Annotated in this window: 13 protein-coding genes; 5 read left to right on the top strand and 8 right to left on the bottom strand. The window is 74.8% G+C overall.

What is annotated here, in order from left to right:
• Window positions 1–45 precede the first annotated feature (45 nt).
• From AB0C62_RS31970 to AB0C62_RS31955, 4 genes are all read right to left on the bottom strand, one after another.
• On the bottom strand, window positions 46–4,677 hold the full coding sequence (locus tag AB0C62_RS31970; RefSeq protein WP_362979116.1) for a hypothetical protein: 4,632 nt from the start codon (window positions 4,675–4,677) through the stop codon (window positions 46–48).
• A 63-nt stretch (window positions 4,678–4,740) separates the two neighbouring features.
• Window positions 4,741–5,619 (bottom strand): hypothetical protein, encoded by an 879-nt coding sequence (locus tag AB0C62_RS31965; RefSeq protein ID WP_362979114.1) that lies wholly within the window; start codon window positions 5,617–5,619, stop codon window positions 4,741–4,743.
• Between the two features lie 148 nt (window positions 5,620–5,767).
• A complete protein-coding gene (locus AB0C62_RS31960) occupies window positions 5,768–7,285 on the bottom strand; it encodes a hypothetical protein (protein ID WP_362979112.1) in 1,518 nt (505 codons plus the stop codon).
• Window positions 7,286–7,876: 591 nt separating this feature from the next.
• Window positions 7,877–8,581, bottom strand: coding sequence for a GntR family transcriptional regulator (locus AB0C62_RS31955; protein ID WP_362979110.1), 705 nt, complete (start codon window positions 8,579–8,581; stop codon window positions 7,877–7,879).
• Between the two features lie 197 nt (window positions 8,582–8,778).
• On the opposite strand from AB0C62_RS31955, the gene AB0C62_RS31950 reads away from it, so the two are divergent.
• Genes AB0C62_RS31950 through AB0C62_RS31930 form a run of 5 tightly spaced genes read left to right on the top strand, consistent with a single transcriptional unit; the run spans window position 8,779 to window position 13,379 of the window.
• A complete protein-coding gene (locus tag AB0C62_RS31950; protein WP_362979108.1) occupies window positions 8,779–10,098 on the top strand; it encodes an MFS transporter in 1,320 nt (439 codons plus the stop codon).
• Entirely contained in the window at window positions 10,095–10,967 is an 873-nt protein-coding gene (locus tag AB0C62_RS31945; protein WP_362979106.1) for a putative hydro-lyase, read from the top strand. The genes AB0C62_RS31950 and AB0C62_RS31945 overlap by 4 nt, the downstream gene beginning before the upstream one ends.
• Window positions 10,968–10,996: 29 nt before the next feature.
• Complete coding sequence (locus tag AB0C62_RS31940; protein ID WP_362979104.1) at window positions 10,997–11,755, top strand: 5-oxoprolinase subunit PxpA; 759 nt, start codon at window positions 10,997–10,999, stop codon at window positions 11,753–11,755.
• Entirely contained in the window at window positions 11,752–12,513 is a 762-nt protein-coding gene (locus AB0C62_RS31935; RefSeq protein ID WP_362979102.1) for an allophanate hydrolase subunit 1, read from the top strand. Before AB0C62_RS31940 ends, AB0C62_RS31935 begins: the two co-directional genes overlap by 4 nt.
• The gene (locus tag AB0C62_RS31930; protein ID WP_362979100.1) at window positions 12,510–13,379 is read left to right on the top strand and encodes a biotin-dependent carboxyltransferase family protein; all 870 of its coding nucleotides are present in this window, start codon (window positions 12,510–12,512) and stop codon (window positions 13,377–13,379) included. Before AB0C62_RS31935 ends, AB0C62_RS31930 begins: the two co-directional genes overlap by 4 nt.
• A gap of 81 nt (window positions 13,380–13,460) precedes the next feature.
• Here the strand turns inward: AB0C62_RS31930 and AB0C62_RS31925 are convergent, their stop codons facing one another.
• The 4 genes from AB0C62_RS31925 to AB0C62_RS31910 form a co-directional block, all read right to left on the bottom strand.
• Entirely contained in the window at window positions 13,461–14,315 is an 855-nt protein-coding gene (locus tag AB0C62_RS31925; protein ID WP_362979098.1) for an SGNH/GDSL hydrolase family protein, read from the bottom strand.
• On the bottom strand, window positions 14,312–15,475 hold the full coding sequence (locus tag AB0C62_RS31920) for a glycosyltransferase (protein WP_362979096.1): 1,164 nt from the start codon (window positions 15,473–15,475) through the stop codon (window positions 14,312–14,314). The genes AB0C62_RS31925 and AB0C62_RS31920 overlap by 4 nt, the downstream gene beginning before the upstream one ends.
• Window positions 15,472–16,596, bottom strand: coding sequence for a glycosyltransferase family 1 protein (locus AB0C62_RS31915; protein WP_362979094.1), 1,125 nt, complete (start codon window positions 16,594–16,596; stop codon window positions 15,472–15,474). The genes AB0C62_RS31920 and AB0C62_RS31915 overlap by 4 nt, the downstream gene beginning before the upstream one ends.
• 139 nt (window positions 16,597–16,735) lie before the next feature.
• Window positions 16,736–18,154: a HEAT repeat domain-containing protein gene (locus AB0C62_RS31910; RefSeq protein WP_362979092.1), complete on the bottom strand. Its 1,419-nt coding sequence runs from the start codon at window positions 18,152–18,154 to the stop codon at window positions 16,736–16,738.
• Window positions 18,155–18,214 lie beyond the last annotated feature (60 nt).

The raw sequence follows: 18,214 nt of genomic DNA, 5'->3' as shown, positions 1-18,214 counted from the left end.
CGCCCGACCGGCCGTGACCGGTGCGCGGCTCCCCGAGACGGGCCCCTACGGGGTGACCGGCGCCGGGCGCTTGTACATCCGCGTCGCGGTGATCTCCGTGTGCACGGCCTCTCCGGCCGGGGCCTCCTTCGGGAGTCCCGGCCGGAGGTGTTCCTCCACGCTGATGTACTTCAGGCCGGCGCGCAGGTCCGCGTCGTTGCGCAGGCGGATGACGAGCGGGAACTCGGCGAGCGCGGTCGTGTCGAACAGGCCGGTGGTGTAGAGGAGTTGGACGCCGAGCGCGTCCGAGACGGCCCGCTGGAGCTCCAGCAGGTAGGTCGCGTTGGCGCGGCCGATGGGGTTGTCGAGGAAGAGGGTGCCCGCGTGCCGGTGCTTGTCCCGGCCGCGGTCGTTGCTCCGCAGGGCCGCCATCGTGCAGTACAGCGCGATGGCGGCGGTGAGCAGCTGACCGCCGGAGAACACGTCTCCCATCTGCCCGACGGGGACGCGTTCGGCGCGCAGGACGGCGTCCGGCTTGAGGATCTCGACGGCGACGCCCCGGGGCTGGAGTGCGGCGCCGACCCCGCGCAGCAGCAGGGACATGCCGTCGCGCCGCATGTCGGAGTTCTTCTTGACCGCGGCGCGGGTCGCCTCGTCGACGACCTCGCCGAGCCGCTCGGTGAGGGTGGCCTGGTCGGGCTCCTCGAAGCGGATGCGCAGGAACTCCTGCCCGGACCACTCGCCGAGACCTTCCGGGAGCCGGGACAGCCGCTGCGCCGACCGCAGGGTGGCGAGGGAGGACTCCACGAGTCCCCGCAGCCGGTCCACGATCGAGTCCCGGTTGCGCTCGAGCTGCTCCAACTCGTCGGTCAGGACGCGCAGCCGGGGCGCGAACGCGTCCGCCCACTTGTGCGCGTGCTCCGGCAGCGAGGAGGCGGGCAGCTCACGGATCTGCTGCCGCGCGGGGGTCCGCACCTGCTCGTAGCGGGTGGAGTTGGCGTGCCGTACGAGGATGTCGCAGGCCTCGCGGACGGCACCCTCGGCCGCGCTGAGGTCGGCGGCGCAGCCGCGCAGCGAGCGGCGGCTCTCGGCGGCGGAGTGCCGCGCCTCCTCCAGGCTTCCGGGGTAGGGCTCGGGCTCCTCCTGCTCCTCGTCGGAGTGCTCCCGGAGCAGGTCCCTGAGCAGGGCGGACGTCTCGTCGAAGCCGCCGGCCGCGTCCTCGGCCGACCGGTGGGCGCCGAGGAACTCGCCGTGCGACTCCCGCGCCCGCTCCAACGCCTCGGCACGGGTGGCGAGTTCACTGGTGGCGGTGCGGAGCAGGGCCTGGGCGTGCTCGGCGTCGCGGGGCACGAGGTCCTCCGCCAGCTCGGTGTGCGCGTCGCCCTCCTCGGGCGCGTGCCGCTCCGCCTCGCCGCGCAGCCGGCCGAGCTGCTCGCTCGCGGTGGACATCCGGGCCTCCAGGAGCTGCACCAACTCGTCGGCGCGCGCGACGGCTGCCTGCCGTGAGGGGCCGTCGGATCCGTCGGGCGACTCCAGGAGCTGGGCCGCGCGGGTGCGGACCTTGTTGCTGAGGCGGTCCAGATCGGCGAGGGCCGCGCTCTCGTCGCTCTCGGCACGCGCCTGCTCGGCCCGCAGGTCGGCGCCGACCCCGACCTTCTCGTAGAGCTGCGACGCGGCCCGGTAGGCCTCCCGCAGGGCAGGCAGCGAGGACTGCGCGGCCGTGTCCTCCTGTGAGACGTCGTCCGGTGCGCCGGCGATCTCCGCACGCTCGGCCCGCAGGGCGCGGGCCGTACGGCGGGCGTCGTCGGCGGCGCGCTGGGTGGCGCGGCGGTCCTCGTCGGCGGCACGGGCGCGCTCCAGGCACTCCTGGGCACGGGCCTCGGACTCGGCGGCCTCGTCGGCGAGTTCACGGAGGCGGACCTGCCAGCCGGCGCGTTCGCGGAGCCGGAAGGCGAGTCCGGCGAGGGCGTCGGCGGCGCGCCGGGCCTTCTGCGCGGCCTCCTGCCGCTCGTCGCGTACGTGGGCGGCGTCGGCCGCGGTCTCGTCGGCCTCCGCCCGGACGGTGCGTGCCTCGGTCAGCTCGGCCTCGGCCTCCTCGGCGAAGGCCCGCGCGTCCCGGGCGGTCGCGGCCAGCTCGATGAGCCGTCCGGCCGGGCAGCCGGTGCGCCACGACGCGAGCCGTGCCGCCAGTTCCCGGTCCTTGCCGAGGCGGGCGGCGAGCGTACGGATCTCCTCGTCCCGCAGACCCGCGCGGGCCCGCAGCGCCTGACGCTCCTCGTCGGCCGCGTGCTCGTCGTGCATGGCCGGGTTCGGCGGTACGAGGAAGACACCACTGTCTCCCGCGTCGTCGGCCGGAGTCGGGGCGAGCAGGGCGGCGGCGGTGCCGACGGCGACCGCCGACCGCGGCAGCAGGGCGGCGTCACCGAGCGCCTCGCGGGCCCGGGCGTGGGTGTCCGGGTCGGTGATGATCACACCGTCGACCAGTTCCGGGCGGGCGGCGAGCACGCGCGCGTGGTCGACCGGGTCGACGGCCTGGGCGAGGTAGCGCCAGCCGGGGAGTGCGGGGATGCCGTGTTCGCCGAGGTACTCGACGGTGGCGAGGACGTCCGGGCCGGGGGGCAGCAGGCCGCCGTCGCCGAGCGCTCCGAGGATGCGGGCGTCGTCGGCCGCGGCGGTGCGCAGGTCGAAGAGGTGGCGTTCGGCGGAGGCGACTCCGTCGTCGAGGAGAGCCCGCAGGTCGTCGGCGTACTGGTCGAGCTGCTCGGGCGTCAGCGGCGCACCGTCGGCGAGGCCGATGGTGCCGTCGGTCTCCTCGTCGCGGCGGGGCCGGGGCACGGCGCCGCGGGTGTCGGCGCCCGGCAGGCCGAGCAGCTCCGCGAGCCGCTCCTCCTCCGCGAGAGCCTCGGCCGTGCGGCGCTCCGCCGCGTAGGAGCCCTCGGCGGCCGTCGCCGCGTCCGCCGCGCGGGCGGCCGTCAGTTCGGCACGGGACTCGGCGGACGCCGCCTCGCGCGCGTGGTCGGCGGCGCGCCGCGAGGCCTCGCGGGCGGTGTCCCAGCCGGCGACGGCGGTCTTCTCGGCGTCGCTGGCGGCGAGGGCCGCGCGGGCCGGGTCGGCGTCGGGGGCGGTGTCGTCGAGCCAGCCGGCGCGGACCGCCTCGGCGGTCTCCTGCTCGACCTCGGCCAGGCGTTGCTTCAGGTGGCCGACCTCGCTGCGGGCGCGCTGGGCCGCGGTGGCGGCGGCCGTCGCGTCGGCGTGCGAGCGCTCACCGATCTCCTGGAGACCCGCGGACCGCTCCTCCTCCTCGTTGGCCAGGGACTCGGCGCCGTCGGCGGCCCGGTGCAGGGCGCGGACGAGGTCGACGGCGGCGCGGGCGCGGGCGGCGAGGGCGGGTGCGGCGTCCCGCTCGGCCTCGCGGATCGCGGCGGCCACGCGCGTGGAGCGGTCGGCGGCGGCGCGGTGCCGCAGCACGGCCTCGGCGGCCTGCCAGGCGGAGTGGAGGGTGCGCGCGTCGGCCAGCTCCCGCTTCTGCGCGGCGGCCGACTTCTCCGCTCCGGCGAGGGCCAGGGAGGCGTGTCGGTAGGCGAGTTCGGCGGCGATCAACGCGCCGCGCTCGCGGGCGCCCTCGGCATGGGTGACGGCGTACGCGGCGGCGGTGACCCGCTGGGCGAGCTCTCCCGCGCGCACCCGTTCCCGCACGGCGCGTGCCGACAGCCGGCGGGCGAGGGTCCGGGTCCGCCGCTCGGCGCCGGAGTGGATGTCCCGCGCGCGTGCCCGTGCCTCGCCGGCGTCGACGATGCGTCCCAGCAGGTCGACGGAACCGGCGGTGAACTCCCGCTCGGCGATGAGTTCGGCCCGCCGTCCGAGCTTGTTGCCGAAGCCGCCGACCAGGTCCGCGAGTCCGTCGGTGTCGCGGGTGTCTGTGACCGCGCGCAGCAGCAGATCGGTGAAGTCGGAGTCCTTCTTGACCGCGAAGAGACCGGCGGCCTCACCCTCGTCGGCGTTCATCTCCCGCTGGTAGCGGAAGAGTTCGGGGTCCAGGCCGAGGTCGCCGAGGTGTTCGTTCCAGCGGTCGTGGATCTCCTCCCAGTGGACCTCCAGGTGGGGGTACGCCTTGCCCGCCTCGGTGATCGCGTCCCGGAAGCCCTTCATGGTGCGGCGCCTGCCCTGCGCGCCGGAGACTCCTTCGACGAAGGGCCGTACGGCGGTGGCCTCGGCGACGGGCAGGTTGTCGAGGCTGAGTCCGGGGCCGGGCCGGAAGGAGTACCAGGCCTCGGCGAACTTCCGCGGGTCGTTGGAGACCTGGCGTCCGCGCCATTCGCTCGCCTTGCCGACGACCACGCACTCGCCGGTGATCGTGTGCTGCCACTCCAGGGCGACGTGTCCGCAGTCGTCGGCGAGGAGGAACTTGCGCAGCACGCCGGAACTGGCGCCGCCCAGGGTGTTGCGGTGGCCGGGGAGCATCACCGAGAAGATCAGCTTGAGCAGGACCGACTTGCCGCCGCCGTTCTCCAGGAAGAGCACGCCGGCGGGCGCGGGGCGGCGCGGCGGGCCGACCGGCTCCTCCTCGAAGAACTCCGCCTGGGTCGGCGCGGGGTCGGGCACGGGCTCGCCGACTCCGCGCAGGTCCAGCACGGTGTCGGCGTAGCGCGCACCGGCAGGCCCGATGGAGTAGAGGCGGACCCGGGACAGCTCGTACATGGCGGCGGACTCTCGTCGTCGTGAGGGGAGGTGGGGCGTGGGCGGGGGCCGGGGCGGGCCGCGTCAGGAGTGGAAGGGCAGCCCGGCTCCGGCCGCCAGCTCCAGGTCGTCGGTGTCCTCGGCGGGCAGCAGGGTCGCGGTGCCGTCGGTCACCGGGACCACGCCCAGCTCCAGCAGCTCGCCCATGGCGGCGGTTCCCGCCATGTCGCGGACCTGGAGCTGGTAGCGCGCCGTCGTCCGGTAGGTGCCGCCGGCGTCGTCCCCGGTGCGCTGGAGGAAGCCGGACTCGGTGAGGAACGCGACGGCCTTCGCGATGATGCCGGTCGTCGAGCCGGCCAGTCTTCGGGCGTCCTTGGTGGCACCGGTGGAGCTGCGCCGCGCCCAGATCCGCCAGGCGGCCTCCAGGCCCGGCGCGTCCGTCGCCGGGTCGGTGTTCTCGCCCGTCTCCTCGGCCCGCTCCTCCAGGCGGCGGCAGGCCTGCCGTACGAACGCGTCGACGCCGTTCACCGGGACGCGCCCGATGTATCCGTCGTCCGCGAGGTCCTCGGGGCGCGGGAAGGCCATGGCGGCGACGGCGAGGTGGGCGAGGCCGTGCAGGAAACGGTCCCCGGAGTCGGCCGAGGCACGGCGCGCGTAGTCGCCCATGCGGACGGCGAAGACCGAGTCCTCGGCGGCGGTCACCGCCATCCCCGCGCGCGGGGACACCTCCAGGACGATGAGCCCGAGGCCGGCCGCGACCGCGTCGGCGAGGCGCGCGAACGGCGGGTCCTCGCGGTAGCGACGCAGCAGTTCGGCGTACTCCTGGTCGCGCGCGGGCTGCAGCTTGGGCTGGAGTCCGAAGGCGACGAGCCGCGCCGCGTCGGCGGCGTCGGCAGGGGTGACGGGGGCGTTCGCCGGAGCGGCGGTGGCCTCCGGTTCACTCCACTCGACGTGCTCGGTCACGGCTGGGACTCCTTGTTCGGACGTACGGGGTCGGGGTGCGGGTGGGGAGGTGCGGGGTTCGGGCGCGTACGGGCGGGGACGGGGACGTGAGCGATGGCGCCCTGTCGGGCTCGTCCGCCGGGCGGGGGCAGGTGTTCCGGCGGGGCGGTCACGCGCGGTCCGCCTTCATCCCGGCCGCGTCGAGGAGGGCCATGCCCACGATCAGGTCGGCGCCGCCGAACTCCGGGTCGTCCAGCTCGGTCCCGTCGTCCACGGCGAACAGCAGGCGCTCCTCGCCCTGCCGGTAGGCGGTGCCGACCGGTGGGCTCGCGGCGTGCACGGCCAGCAGGGCCACCAGGTACGGCAGTTCGGGGTCGCGGCGGCGGGCGTCGGCCAGCAGACCGGACAGCCGGCGGGGGGCGTCGGCGGGGAGGTTCAGCAGGTCCATGGCGGAGGCCAGCTGCCCCTCGCTGAAACGGCTGTCGTCCGGTGTGGCGATCAGGTCGGGCTCGGGCATCTCCGCGCCGAGGTGCTCCCGCTCCTGCGGCGGGGTCAGCAGGATGTCGACGAGATCCCCGACGCGGACGGCGACGGGGGTGCGCAGGCCCGTACCGCGCGCGAAGAAGGCGTCGGTGACGCGCAGCGCGCTCTCGACCGGGAGCGGCAGTACGGGCGCGACGAGATGTCCATACAGGTCGATGCCCGAGGTGGTCATGGGCGTGCCGAACGCCTGCCGGTCCTGCTCGGCGCGGAACAGCGGTCCTGCCTCCAGGAGGCGGGACTGGAGTTGGGTGTGCCGGCGGATGCAGTCCTTGACGATGTCGACCAGCTCGGCGGCGCGGCGCTTCTGCTCGGGGTCCTCGGACTCGTCGCGGGCCTTGCGGATGTTGGTGAGGATCGCGTTCTCGTGGCGGTACCGGTCGGCGACGTGGTCCAGGGCCTCGGCGATCATGTCGGGGACGGCCTGGAGCCAGTCGACCGCCCGCACGTTGCGCCGGGTCGCGTCGAGGGCTTTGCGGAGGGTCTCCGCGTACTGCACGGTGCGGTAGCGGGCCTGCTCGGCGGCGAGCTGGGCGTCGGCCAGCCGGCCGCGGCTGATCAGGACCTCCAGCTTGACCTCGGCGGCGATCTGCGCGCTGGTGACGTCCGTGTCGAGGGCACCGACCAGGACGTTGACCGCTTCGTCGGTCGTCCGGAGGTAGACGCTGCCCCCGTAGCCGGGGACCTCCTCGATCAGCTTGAAGTCGTAGTCGCGGCGGACGTACGAACCGTCCGGGGCGAAGGTGCCGTACACGGCGCGGAAGCCCCGGTCGACGCTGCCGACGTTGATGAGGTTCTCCAGGACCCAGCGGGCGACGCGCTCGTGCTCGACGACGGGGCGGCGGGGGGCCTGGGCGGCGATGCGCGGGATGAGCCTGGCCACTATCTGGTCGTGGTCGGCACCCGTGTCGAAGTCCATGTTCAGTGTGACGAGGTCGATGGCGGCGAGGGCGACCTCGGCCATGCCGTACACCGTGTACTCGCCCGCGAGGTTCGCCTTGCGCACGTCCAGGTCGTGCAGCGGCGCGGTGCAGGCGAGCGCGCGCAGCCGCCGCGCCAGGCCCTCGTCGGCGGCCGGGCCCGGAGCCGGGCGCGGCCCCGCGCTGAGCTGGGCCGGAACGCTGTCCGTCGATGCAGGCGAAGTCACGGTGCACAGACTAGGTCCTCGGTCCGACAACGGTCGAAACGACGCAGAAGCGACCGGCGCCCCCGGCCTGCCCACGCCCTTGCCCTCGCTGTTGCCCGCGTTCGCCTCGGCCCCGGCGTTCACCCCCGCCCTCGCGCTGCCCGACCCGGCTGGTCTGGCTGGTGCGGCCGGCCTGGCTGGCCTGACTGGTCCGGCCTGCCGGACCCGGGCCCAGGCGGACGAGTAGCGAGCAGGCCGATGTCCGGGGCAACGGCCGATGGCCCTCGCCTCGCCACCTGCCGGACCCCGGTCTCGGCCAAGGCCCTACGCCGCCGCGGCCTTGGACCCCGGTTCGGCACCGATTCCAGTCATGGTGTCGGTCCCGGTGGCGGTGCCGGCACCGGTCCCGGCGCCAGTCCTGGTGGCGGTGCCGGATCGGGCCCCGGTTCCGGCCTCCTCCGGATCGACCTCCCGGCCATGGAAGCCGGCGGTTCGAGCCCCGCCGCTCCCAGAGCCGGGGGCGGCCTGCCCGTGGCCTCGCAGCTCGCGACGACAGGGCAAGCCCGCCGGGCGCCCGCCCCTGCCGAGCGGCTCCCAGGCCTCCCGGGCTCCTCAGCCGACCCCTTGTCCCCCGTCCGCCACCCGGCGTGCGTACACCTCGACCAGACCCTTCAGGGAGTCGGTCAGATAGGCCGCGAGGAGGTGTTCGGCGGTGTCGCGGGCGCCGTCCTGGAGGTTCCGGAGGATCTCGTGGTTGCGGGCCAGGTAGGGCTCGTGGAGCCGGCGCGGGTCGTCCACGACGTGGAAGGCGAGGCGGAGCTCGGCGAAGACGCTGCGCATCACCTCGTCGGTGCGGGCGCTGCCGGCCAGGGCGACCAGTTCGCGGTGGAAGTGGATGTTGGCGGTGGACACTCCTTTCCAGTCACTTTCACCGGCCGCCCGCCGCCCCTCCGCGACGGCCGCCGCGAGCCCCTCCACGGCGTACGGGGGATCGCCGAGCCCGCGGACGACCGCGCACTCGACGAGGGCGCGGGTGCGGTAGATGTCCTCGACGTCCTCGACGGTGAGCACCCGAACGAAGACCCCGCGATTGAGCTCGTGCACCAGCAGCCGTTCGTGCGTGAGCAGCCGGAACGCCTCACGCAACGTGTTCCGCGAGACGCCGAGCGCGCCGCCGATGCTGTCCTCGGACAGCCGCGTCCCGGGCGGGAAGAAGCCCTCCGCGATGCGGGACCTGAGGATGTCCGAGACCCGCTCGGCGGTGCTGGTGCGCCCCAACAGGGCTCGGTCGTCGGCCAGTTCCGTCAGCTCTGCCATGCCCGGAATTCAACCGCAGACACAGGAACGAAACAACAGGGGTATTGAGGGATCGTTCAACGATCCTCTACCGTGTCGAACAGGCGCCATTCGATACGACCCACGGAGCCACCTCTTCGCACGGCCCGGGCGTCCACCGCTTCCGCACGGCACGGCTCAGTCCTCAAGCACCCTCCGTCCCTCACTGCGAGGTGCCCATGAGCACGACCCCTCCGTCCCCGTCGCTGACCGCCGACACTTCACCCGTCCCGGGTGAACCCATCGTCCAGGAAGGCGCGTTCGGCTGGCTGCGCGCTCTCGGCCCACGCGGCCGGCGTGCCTTCGGCGGCGCGTTCGGCGGCTACGGCCTCGACTCGTACGACTACTTCACCCTGCCGCTCAGCATGGTCGCCCTGGCCGCGTACTTCGGCCTGGACAGCGGCCAGACGGGCCTGTTCACCACCGTGACCCTGGTCGTCTCCGCGATCGGCGGCGCCGTCGCCGGTGTCGTCGCGGACCGGATCGGCAGGGTCAGAGCGCTGATGATCACCGTCGTCACGTACGCGGTGTTCACGGTCGCCTGCGGCTTCGCGCCCAACTACGAGACGCTGCTGGTGTTCCGGGCCCTTCAAGGCCTCGGATTCGGTGGCGAGTGGGCGGTCGGCGCCATCCTCGTCGCGGAGTACGCGAGCCCCCGGCACCGGGGACGGACGCTCGGCGCGGTCCAGAGCGCGTGGGCCGTCGGCTGGGGTCTCGCGGTGGTGGTCTACACGCTGGTCTTCCAGTTCCTCGGCGACGACCTCGCCTGGCGCGTGATGTTCTGGACCGGGGCCCTGCCCGCGCTGCTCGTGGTGTGGGTGCGGCGGCGGGTGCAGGACGCGCCCGGGGCGACCGCGGTCCGCGAGAAGAGCGCGGACAAGGGGTCGTTCACCGTCATCTTCAAGCCCGGCACGGCCGAGGCACCGGGTCTGCTGCGCACCACGTTCTTCGCGGTCCTGCTCTCCACCGGTGTCCAGGGCGGCTACTACACGCTGGCCACCTGGGTGCCCACCTATCTGAAGTCGGAGCGCGGGCTGTCCGTCGTCGGCACGGGCGGCTACCTGACGTTCCTGATCTCGGGAGCCTTCCTCGGCTATCTCACCGGCGGCTATCTCACCGACCGGCTGGGCCGCAAGCGCAACATCCTGCTGTTCGCGGTCCTTTCCGCGGCCTGCATCCTCACGTACGCGAACATCCCGAGCGGGGCCAACACCCTTCTCCTGGTGCTCGGTTTCCCGCTCGGATTCTGCATGTCGGCGATCTTCAGCGGCTTCGGCTCGTTCCTCAGCGAGCTGTACCCGGCGGCGGTACGCGGCACCGGACAGGGCTTCACGTACAACACGGGGCGGGCCGTCGGCGCCGTCTTCCCCACCACGGTCGGCTTCCTGGCCGACAGCTGGGGTGTGGGCGGCGCGCTGGTCTTCGGCGCGATCGGCTACGCCCTCGCCGCCGTGGCCCTGCTCGGACTGCCCGAGACGCGTGGCAAGGAGCTGCTGTGAACGACACCGTCCGGGTCCTCCCGCGGGCCCTCGCCCAGAACACCGGCCCGGGCCAGGTCCCCTCCCAGGGAGCGCGGGAGGCCGACCCCCACGCGCACGCGTGGACCCCCGCCGAGGCACGCCGTCGTTTCCGCGCCGGGCTGTCGCTGCCCACCGCCGGGGTCGCCGCGGGCCACACACAGGCGAACCTCGTCTCGGTCCCGGCCGACTGGGCGTACGAGATGCTGCTGTTCTGCCAGCGCAACCCGAAGCCGTGCCCGGTCCTCGACGTCACCGACGCCGGTTCCTGGACCACGCCGCTCGCCGCGGGCGCGGACCTGCGCACCGATCTGCCGCGCTACCGGGTCTGGGAACACGGCGAGTTGGTGGCCGAACCCACGGACGTGGTGGAGCACTGGCGCCCCGATCTGGTGTCCTTCCTGATCGGCTGCAGCTTCACCTTCGAGTGGGCGCTGAGCGCGGCGGGCGTGCCGATGCGCCACATCGAACAGGGCCGGAACGTCTCGATGTACGTGACGGCGCGGCAGTGCCGTCCGGCCGGCCGGCTGCACGGGCCGATGGTGGTGTCCATGCGCCCGGTGCCGCCCCAGCACCTGGCGGCGGCGATCCGGGAGAGCAGTCTGCTGCCCGCCGTGCACGGCAGTCCGGTGCACTGCGGCGAACCGTCGGGGCTGGGCATCGAGGATCTCTCGCGCCCCGACTTCGGCGATCCGGTGGTCGCGGCACCGGACGACATCCCGGTGTTCTGGGCCTGCGGGGTGACGCCCCATGCGGCCGTGATGGCGTCCCGGCCGCCGTTCGCGATCACCCACGCGCCGGGGCGGATGTTCCTCACGGACGCCCGCGACGAGCAGTACCGAGTGGCCTGAAGAGGCCGGAAGAGGAGACACGGCATCCTATGACCCGGATCGATCTCAACGCCGATCTCGGCGAGGGCTTCGGCCGCTGGCGGCTGACGGACGACGAACAGCTGCTGTCCGTCGTCACCAGTGCCAACGTGGCCTGCGGTTTCCACGCCGGGGACGCGGCCACCATGCGGCGGGTGTGCGAACTGGCCGCGGCGCGGGGGGTACGGATCGGCGCCCAGGTCTCCTACCGGGACCTGGCGGGGTTCGGGCGGCGCGCGATGGACGTGCCGTCCGACGAACTGGCGGCCGAAGTCGCCTACCAGATCGGCGCCTTGGAGGTCTTCGCGCGCGCGGCGGGCTCCCGTGTCGCCTACGTGAAGCCGCACGGCGCGCTCTACAACCGAGTCGTGCACGACGAGGAGCAGGCCGCGGCGGTCGTGGAAGGTGTCGTGCTCGCGGGTGCCGGTCTGCCCGTCCTCGGACTGCCGTCCTCGCGGTTCCTGAAGGTGGCCGAGCGGGCCGGACTGCCCGTCGTCACCGAGGCGTTCGCGGACCGCGCCTACACGCAGGAGGGCACGCTCGTGCCGCGCGCCGAGGAGGGCGCGGTGATCACGGACGCCGAGACGATCGTGGAACGCTCGCTGGAACTGGCGCGGTCCGGGATGGTCACGGCCCGCTCCGGCGAGCGCGTCCCGGTCCGTGCCCGATCCCTGTGTCTGCACGGGGACACCCCGGGCGCGGTCGGCCTGGCCCGTCGGGTCCGCGAGCGGCTGGAGTCCTCGGGCGTGCGCGTGGAGGCGTTCGTATGACGGCTCGCACGACGGGTCACGCGACACCGTCGGTATCCCCCGGTACCGGCGCCCGGGCCGACCACGGGGCGGCCCGGGCGCCCACGGGGGACGACACCCCCGTGGGTCGGCGGACGACACCGGCCGCCGCGCGGGCCGGTACGAGGGTCCTTCCCTTCGGGGACCGGGCGTTGCTCGTCGAGGTCTCCTCGGGCGAGGCGGCCCAGGCGCTGCACGCGGAGCTGCTGCGGCGCCGCGCCGAGGGCTCGCTGGCGGTGCGGGAGATCGTCCCGGCGGCGCGCACGGTGCTCCTGGACGGCCTGGACGACCCGGCGCGGGTGGCGGAACGGCTGCCCGGCTGGGAGATCCCGCCGCTGGGCACGCGCGCGGACGAGGCCGTCGAGATCCCCGTCCGCTACGACGGTCCCGATCTGGCGGACGTGGCGGCGCTGTGGGGGGTGCGGGTGCACGAGGTGCCGGCGATCCACGCGGCGGCCGGGTTCCGGGTGGCCTTCTGCGGGTTCGCACCCGGCTTCGGGTATCTGACCGGGCCGCCGGAGCGGTACGACGTACCGCGCCGGGCCACTCCACGGACCGCGGTTCCGGCGGGCTCCGTGGCGCTCGCGGGCCCGTACACGGGGGTGTATCCGCGCAGTTCGCCGGGTGGCTGGCAGCTGATCGGCACCACGGACGCGGTCCTGTGGAACCACGCGCGCGTGCCGGCCGCTCTGTTGGCGCCGGGCACACGGGTCCGCTTCGTCCCGGTGGACCGCTCATGAGTGACCGGGCTCTGTCGGTGGTGCGGGCCGGTGCCCTGACCACCGTCCAGGATCAAGGGCGCCCCGGCCACGCGCACCTCGGCGTGCCGCGCTCCGGGGCGCTCGACGCCCCGGCGGCGGCGCTGGCCAACCGGCTCGTCGGCAACGCCGCCGGGGCGGCCGTGCTGGAGACGACGGTCAACGGCTGTTCCCTGCGCCCCCGTTCGACGACGGTCGTGGCGGTGACGGGAGCGCCCTGTCCGGTCACCGTGGCCGGGCGTCCCGCAGCCTGGGGAGCGCCCGTCCGGGTCGCCGCGGGCGCTCTCCTGGACATCGGCCCCGCGCGCGCGGGGCTGCGCTCCTACGTGGCCGTGTCCGGTGGCGTGGCCGTTGATCCGGTGCTCGGCAGCCGGTCCACCGACCTCCTGTCGGGCCTGGGTCCCGCGCCGCTGACCGACGGAACGGTGCTTCCGCTGGGGTGCCCGGGTGCGCCGCACGCGCGCGTGGACGTCGTTCCGCACCCCGCGCCGCCCGCCGAGCTGGTCCTGCGGGTGACGCCCGGCCCGCGCGAGGACTGGTTCACGGGCTCGGCGGTCCGGGCGCTGACGACCCGCTCCTACCGGGTGTCACCGGCGAGCAACCGGATCGGGCTGCGCACGACCGGACCCGCCCTGGAGAGGACCGTCTCCGGTGAACTGCCCAGTGAGGGAATGGTGCTGGGCGCCGTACAGGTGCCGCCCGACGGACGGCCGGTGGTGTTCCTCGCCGACCATCCGACGACCGGGGGCTACCCGGTGATCGCGGTCGTCCGAGAGGTCGACCTCGCCGCCGCCGCTCAGGCGGTTCCGGGAATTCCGGTCCGTTTCGTGGCGGTACGGCGCCGTTGAGTCCCGCCTCGGGCCCGTCACCCCGCCGTGGGGCGCGGAGCCCGCGACGGCCCGCGCGTCCCGTACACGGCCGCCCGACCGTCATGCCGCGTCGGGCTGTTCGGTCACGGACAGGGCGGCCAGCGCGACGGAGACGGCGTGCGCCGCGCCGAGGTCGAGACGGGCGCTGGTGCCCCGGGCCCGGTGACGCACCTCGGACGCGGCGAGGGTGAGCAGTTGGGGAAGCAGGTCCGTGCACCGGCGGGCGACCCAGGCCGTTCCGGCGGTGGCGAGCCATCGCAGGCTCGCCGCGCGGGTGGGGCCGGCGACCTCGGGCTCCGCCGAGGGCGCGGCCCCGGTGGCGACGCCCCGTTCGGCGAGCAGGGCGTGGAAACGCAGGGCGAGTCGACGGTGCCCCCGCTCCCCCGGGTGCAGCCGGTCGGCGCTCCACAGGGCGCGGTCGGTCAGCCACTCCTCCTCGGCCGCGTGCAGATGCAGCGCCCCGTGCCGTTCGGAGAGCGCGTGCACCACGGTGTTGACCGCGCGCTGCCGACGGGCCAGCGGACGGGCGAGCGCCCCCGGCAGTCCGAGCATCGAGCCCGGATCCGGCAGGCAGGCCGTCATCACGAGTGTGTCCCGCGCGCGGAACGCCGCGTAGACGGTGTCGAGCCGTTCGGCGACGGAGCGGATGTCGAAGGTGCGTCGCAGGGTGTCGTTGACGCCGATGACGACGGAGACGACGTCGGGCCGCAGCGCGAGCGCCTGGGGGGTCTGCCGCTCCAGGACGTCCCGGGTCTGCGCACCGCTGACCGCGAGGTTGGTGAACTCCACGGCCGCGTCCGCCGGGGCGAGGCCACGGGCGAGCAGCGCCGCCCACCCCCGCCACCGGTCCCCCACGGGGTCGCCCACGCCTTCGGTGAGCGAGTCCCCGAGGGCCACGAAGCGAAGCGGTCTCATGCCACGCCCTCCTGGAGTTCCTGGATCCGGGGCGGGACCGGGACCGGGGCGTCGTGCGCGGCGAGGAAGCCCGCGACGGCGGCGTCCCAGCCGAAGCACTCGGCACGCGCGCGTGCCGCCTCGCGGCGCTCGTTCTCGGGGCGGCCGAGCAACAGCCCGACGGCGTCCGCGAAGGAGTCCCCGCTGTCCGCGGCGGTCGCTCCGGCGGAGCCGACCACCTCGGGCAGGGCGGAGAGCGAGCTGGCGACGACGGGCGTGCCGCAGGCCATGGCCTCCAGCGCGGCGAGCCCGAACGTCTCGGCGGGCCCCGGCGCCAGGCACACGTCGGCGGAGGCCTGGAGCGCGCCGAGCAGGGTGCGGTCGGCGACGTGTCCGAGGAACGTGACGGGCAACCTCCGTTCCCGCGCCCGCTGTTCGAGCCGGGCCCTGAGCGGTCCGTCCCCGGCGACGACGAGCACGGCACGCCGCCCGCGCCGCAGCAGCGCTTCCAGGGCGTCGAGCGCCGTGCCGGGCCTCTTCTCCACCGAGAGCCGGGAACACAGGACGAGCAGGATCTGGTCCGCGCGCGCGTGGCGGGCCCGCACCGCCGGGTCGCGCAGGTCCGGGTGACGCCCCTCCAGGTCGACGCCGAGAGGGGCGCGTACGACGTTGCGTGCGCCGATGCGGACGAACTCGCGCTCGGCGAACTCGGTGGTGCACACCACGCGCGCGTAGGTGTGCGCGGTACGGACGTTGAGGGCGTCGGCGGTCCGCCGGGCCATCGGCTCCGGCAGTCCCCAGGTCCGCAGGACACCGTCGGCGGTCTCGTGGGAGACCATCACGGCGGGCACCCGGGCGCGCCGGGCCCAGACTCCGGTCCAGCGCAGGGTGGTGCGGTCCGATACCTCCAGGCGGTCGGGGGCGAGCGACTCCAGGAGCCGGGCCACTCTCCGCCGGTCGGTCAGCACGCGGTAGCCACCGGTCCCGGGCAGCAGCGGGCCGGGCAGGGTGATCACGCGCCCCTGCCCGGTCTCGCGGTCGCTCGCGCGCTCGCCGGGGACGACGAGCACCGGGTCGTGGCCCGCCGCCAGGTAGCCGGCGCCCAGTTCCCGCAGGGCGGTGCGCAGGCCTCCGGAGGCGGGGGCGACGAAGTTGGCGAGCCGTACGATCCTGAGGCTCATGCGGCCACCAGCTTCCGTGCGGACAGGACGTTGTCGTAGTGGCCGATGAGCTGGTCGCCCACCGCGGCCCAGGTACGGCCCTCGACCATGGCGTGACCGGCGGCTCCGCAGGCGGCCCGCAGCGCGGGGTCGGCGGCCAGGGTCAGCACCGCGTCCCGCACGGCGTCGGCGTCGCGGGGCGGGACGAGCAGCCCGGTGCGGCCGTGGTCCACCAGGTCGAGCGGTCCGCCGGCGGCGGGCGCCACGACGGGCACCCCGCTGGCCATGGCCTCCTGCACGGTCTGGCAGAAGGTCTCGAAGGGGCCGGTGTGCGCGAAGACGTCCAGGGACGCGAAGATCCGCGCGAGGTCGTCACCGGTGCGCCGGCCGAGGAAGGCCGCGCCGGGGAGGGCGGCCCGCAGGGTGGTCTCGCTGGGCCCGTCGCCGACCACGACGACGCGGACGCCGTCGAGTCCGCAGACCCCGGCGAGCAGTTCGACCTGCTTCTCGGGGGCGAGCCGGCCGACGTAGCCGACGATCAGCTCGCCGTTCGGGGCCAGTTCACGGCGGAGCGCCTCGTCCCGGAGAGCGGGCCGGAAGCGGGTCGTGTCGACGCCGCGCGCCCAGAGCCGCACGCGGGGCACGCCGTGCGTCTCCAGGTCGTGCAGGGCCGCGCTGGACGGGGCGAGTGTCAGGTCGGCGGCGGCGTGCACCGAGCGGATGCGCCGCCACGCGGTGGCCTCGCCCGCGCTGATGTACGTACGGGCGTAGCCGGCGAGGTCGGTCTGGTAGACGGCGACGGCGGGGATGCCGAGCCGGGAGGCGGCGGCCATGCCGCGGACGCCGAGGATGAAGGGGCTGGCCAGGTGGACGATGTCCGCACGGTGGTCGGTGATGGCCGCGGCGACGCGTCGGCTGGGGAGGGCGACGCGGACCTGGGGGTAGCCCGGGAGCGGGAGGGAGGGGACACGGACGACCGGACACGGCGCGAGGGCGTCGGGTCCGTTTCCGGCGGAGGTGGCCGGGGCGACGACGAGGGGAGCGTGACCGCGATCGACGAGGTGCCGGGCGGTCTGGAGCGCGCAGTGGGCCACGCCGTTCACATCGGGGGGAAAGGATTCGGTCACGATGACGACACGCATACGGGTGTTCTCGCCGTACTGGACGTGCCCGCGTCAACGTCGATCTTTGCGAACGGTGAACGTCCCGTGAGCGTTGCGCTCCGCACCCGTCCAGGTCAGCCCGTGTCCACGCGACTCCGGCTCACGGGCCACCGACCGTTCATACGGCGGGCATGTCGGGCCCCATCCGGCTCCTGACGGCTGTCTGGACCTCGGCCTCCTCGGCCGGATCCGCCGCCAGTCGGCGCAGTTGCTCCACCACGCGCGCGTCGCCGGTCTCGGCGTGCCGTGCGGCGGTCTCCCGGGTGGTCTCCTCGCAGTCCCACAGGCACTCGACGGCGAAGCCGGCGGGGAAGGAGGGGTCGGTGACGGCCAGGGCACGGGCGGCCCGCTGGCGCAGGTGCGAGGAGGCGGTCTCCCGGTAGATGTGCCGCAGCACGGGGGCGGCGCAGGCGATGCCGAGCCGTCCGGTGCCGTCGACGAGGGTCCACAGGGTCGGCGCGTCGGGCCCTTCGCCCCGTACGGCCTCGCGCAGGGCGCCCAGCACCAGGTCGCGGTCCTGCGCTCCGCCGCGGCAGGCGAGGACGCGTCCGGCGGCGGCGCCGAGGGCGTCGGGCCGGTGCGCCCAGCCCCGGGCCCGGTCGACGGCGGCGACGCTGCGCATCCGCTCGAAGGCGTCGACGGCGGCCTCGGTGACACCCGTCGAGCCGTTCGCCACGGCGGCCTCGATCAGGTCGAGGGCGTCCGGGTCGTTGCCGTCGGCGAGGTAGCGCAGGGCCGTGCAGCGCGCGCCCTCCTCGCCGTGGCGCGCCGCCTCGACGATCTCGGGCCGGTTCTCGGCGCCGGCGACGGCGGTCAGGCAGCGGGCGGCCGGCACGTGCAGCGCGGCTCCGCGGTCGATGCCCTGCTGGGCCCAGTCGAAGACGGCCTGGACGCTCCAGCCGGGGCGGGGCCCGGACGGGCGCATCTGGCGCTGCCAGCGGTCGAAGGACCCGGCTTCCTGCGCGGCACGCACGCGTGCGGCGACGGAGGGGCGCGGGTCGTCGGCCCACAGCCGCCAGGGCCGTGGTTCGAACGCGTCGCGCACGGCGGCGGTGAGCGCGGCCTCGCCCTCGGGGTCGACCGGGAACCGGGCGAGGGTCGGGACGGCGAGCGCCCGCAGACCGGCGTCGTCGTCCCGCAGGGCGAGTTCGTCCAGGGCCCACGCCCAGTTGGTGCCGGTGGCGGCGTACCTGCGCAGCAGCGCGAGCGCGTCCGGCCTGCCGTAGGAGGCGAGGTGTCCGAGGACCGCGAGGGAGAGCCCCGTGCGGGACTCGCAGTCGTCGAGGACGTCCTCGGCGTCGAAGAGGTGCCGCTCGATCTCGTCCAGCTCACCGGCCAGATCGAGGTAGAGACGGGCGTAGTACAGGGAGCGGTTCTCCACCTGCCAGTCGTGGCGGGGATCCCGCAGCACACAGTGGTTCAGCGCCGCGAGCGCTTCGGCGCGCGGTGCGGTGAGCGCGTGCAGCGTGCCGTCGCCGCGGCCCCTCTGGAGCAGGCCGAGCAGCGTACCGCTGGGCGCTATGACCGGATCGAACATGGGAAACAGCCTCACATCAAGCGTCGACGCAACCGGGATCCTGCCTTACCTGGCCGCGTG

The organism is Streptomyces sp. NPDC048643 (assembly GCF_040650615.1).
Classification (GTDB): domain Bacteria; phylum Actinomycetota; class Actinomycetes; order Streptomycetales; family Streptomycetaceae; genus Streptomyces.
This window is presented reverse-complemented; position numbering and strand designations above follow the sequence as displayed.

Bases quoted from the DNA above. Each gene is read 5' to 3' on its own strand.
- AB0C62_RS31910 (WP_362979092.1), bottom strand. From the start codon at position 18,154: ATGTTCGATCCGGTCATAGCGCCCAGCGGTACGCTGCTCGGCCTGCTC.
- AB0C62_RS31935 (WP_362979102.1), top strand. From the start codon at position 11,752: ATGACGGCTCGCACGACGGGTCACGCGACACCGTCGGTATCCCCCGGT.
- AB0C62_RS31970 (WP_362979116.1), bottom strand. From the start codon at position 4,677: ATGTACGAGCTGTCCCGGGTCCGCCTCTACTCCATCGGGCCTGCCGGT.
- AB0C62_RS31950 (WP_362979108.1), top strand. From the start codon at position 8,779: ATGAGCACGACCCCTCCGTCCCCGTCGCTGACCGCCGACACTTCACCC.
- AB0C62_RS31955 (WP_362979110.1), bottom strand. From the start codon at position 8,581: ATGGCAGAGCTGACGGAACTGGCCGACGACCGAGCCCTGTTGGGGCGC.
- AB0C62_RS31930 (WP_362979100.1), top strand. From the start codon at position 12,510: ATGAGTGACCGGGCTCTGTCGGTGGTGCGGGCCGGTGCCCTGACCACC.
- AB0C62_RS31915 (WP_362979094.1), bottom strand. From the start codon at position 16,596: ATGCGTGTCGTCATCGTGACCGAATCCTTTCCCCCCGATGTGAACGGC.
- AB0C62_RS31920 (WP_362979096.1), bottom strand. From the start codon at position 15,475: ATGAGCCTCAGGATCGTACGGCTCGCCAACTTCGTCGCCCCCGCCTCC.
- AB0C62_RS31925 (WP_362979098.1), bottom strand. From the start codon at position 14,315: ATGAGACCGCTTCGCTTCGTGGCCCTCGGGGACTCGCTCACCGAAGGC.
- AB0C62_RS31940 (WP_362979104.1), top strand. From the start codon at position 10,997: ATGACCCGGATCGATCTCAACGCCGATCTCGGCGAGGGCTTCGGCCGC.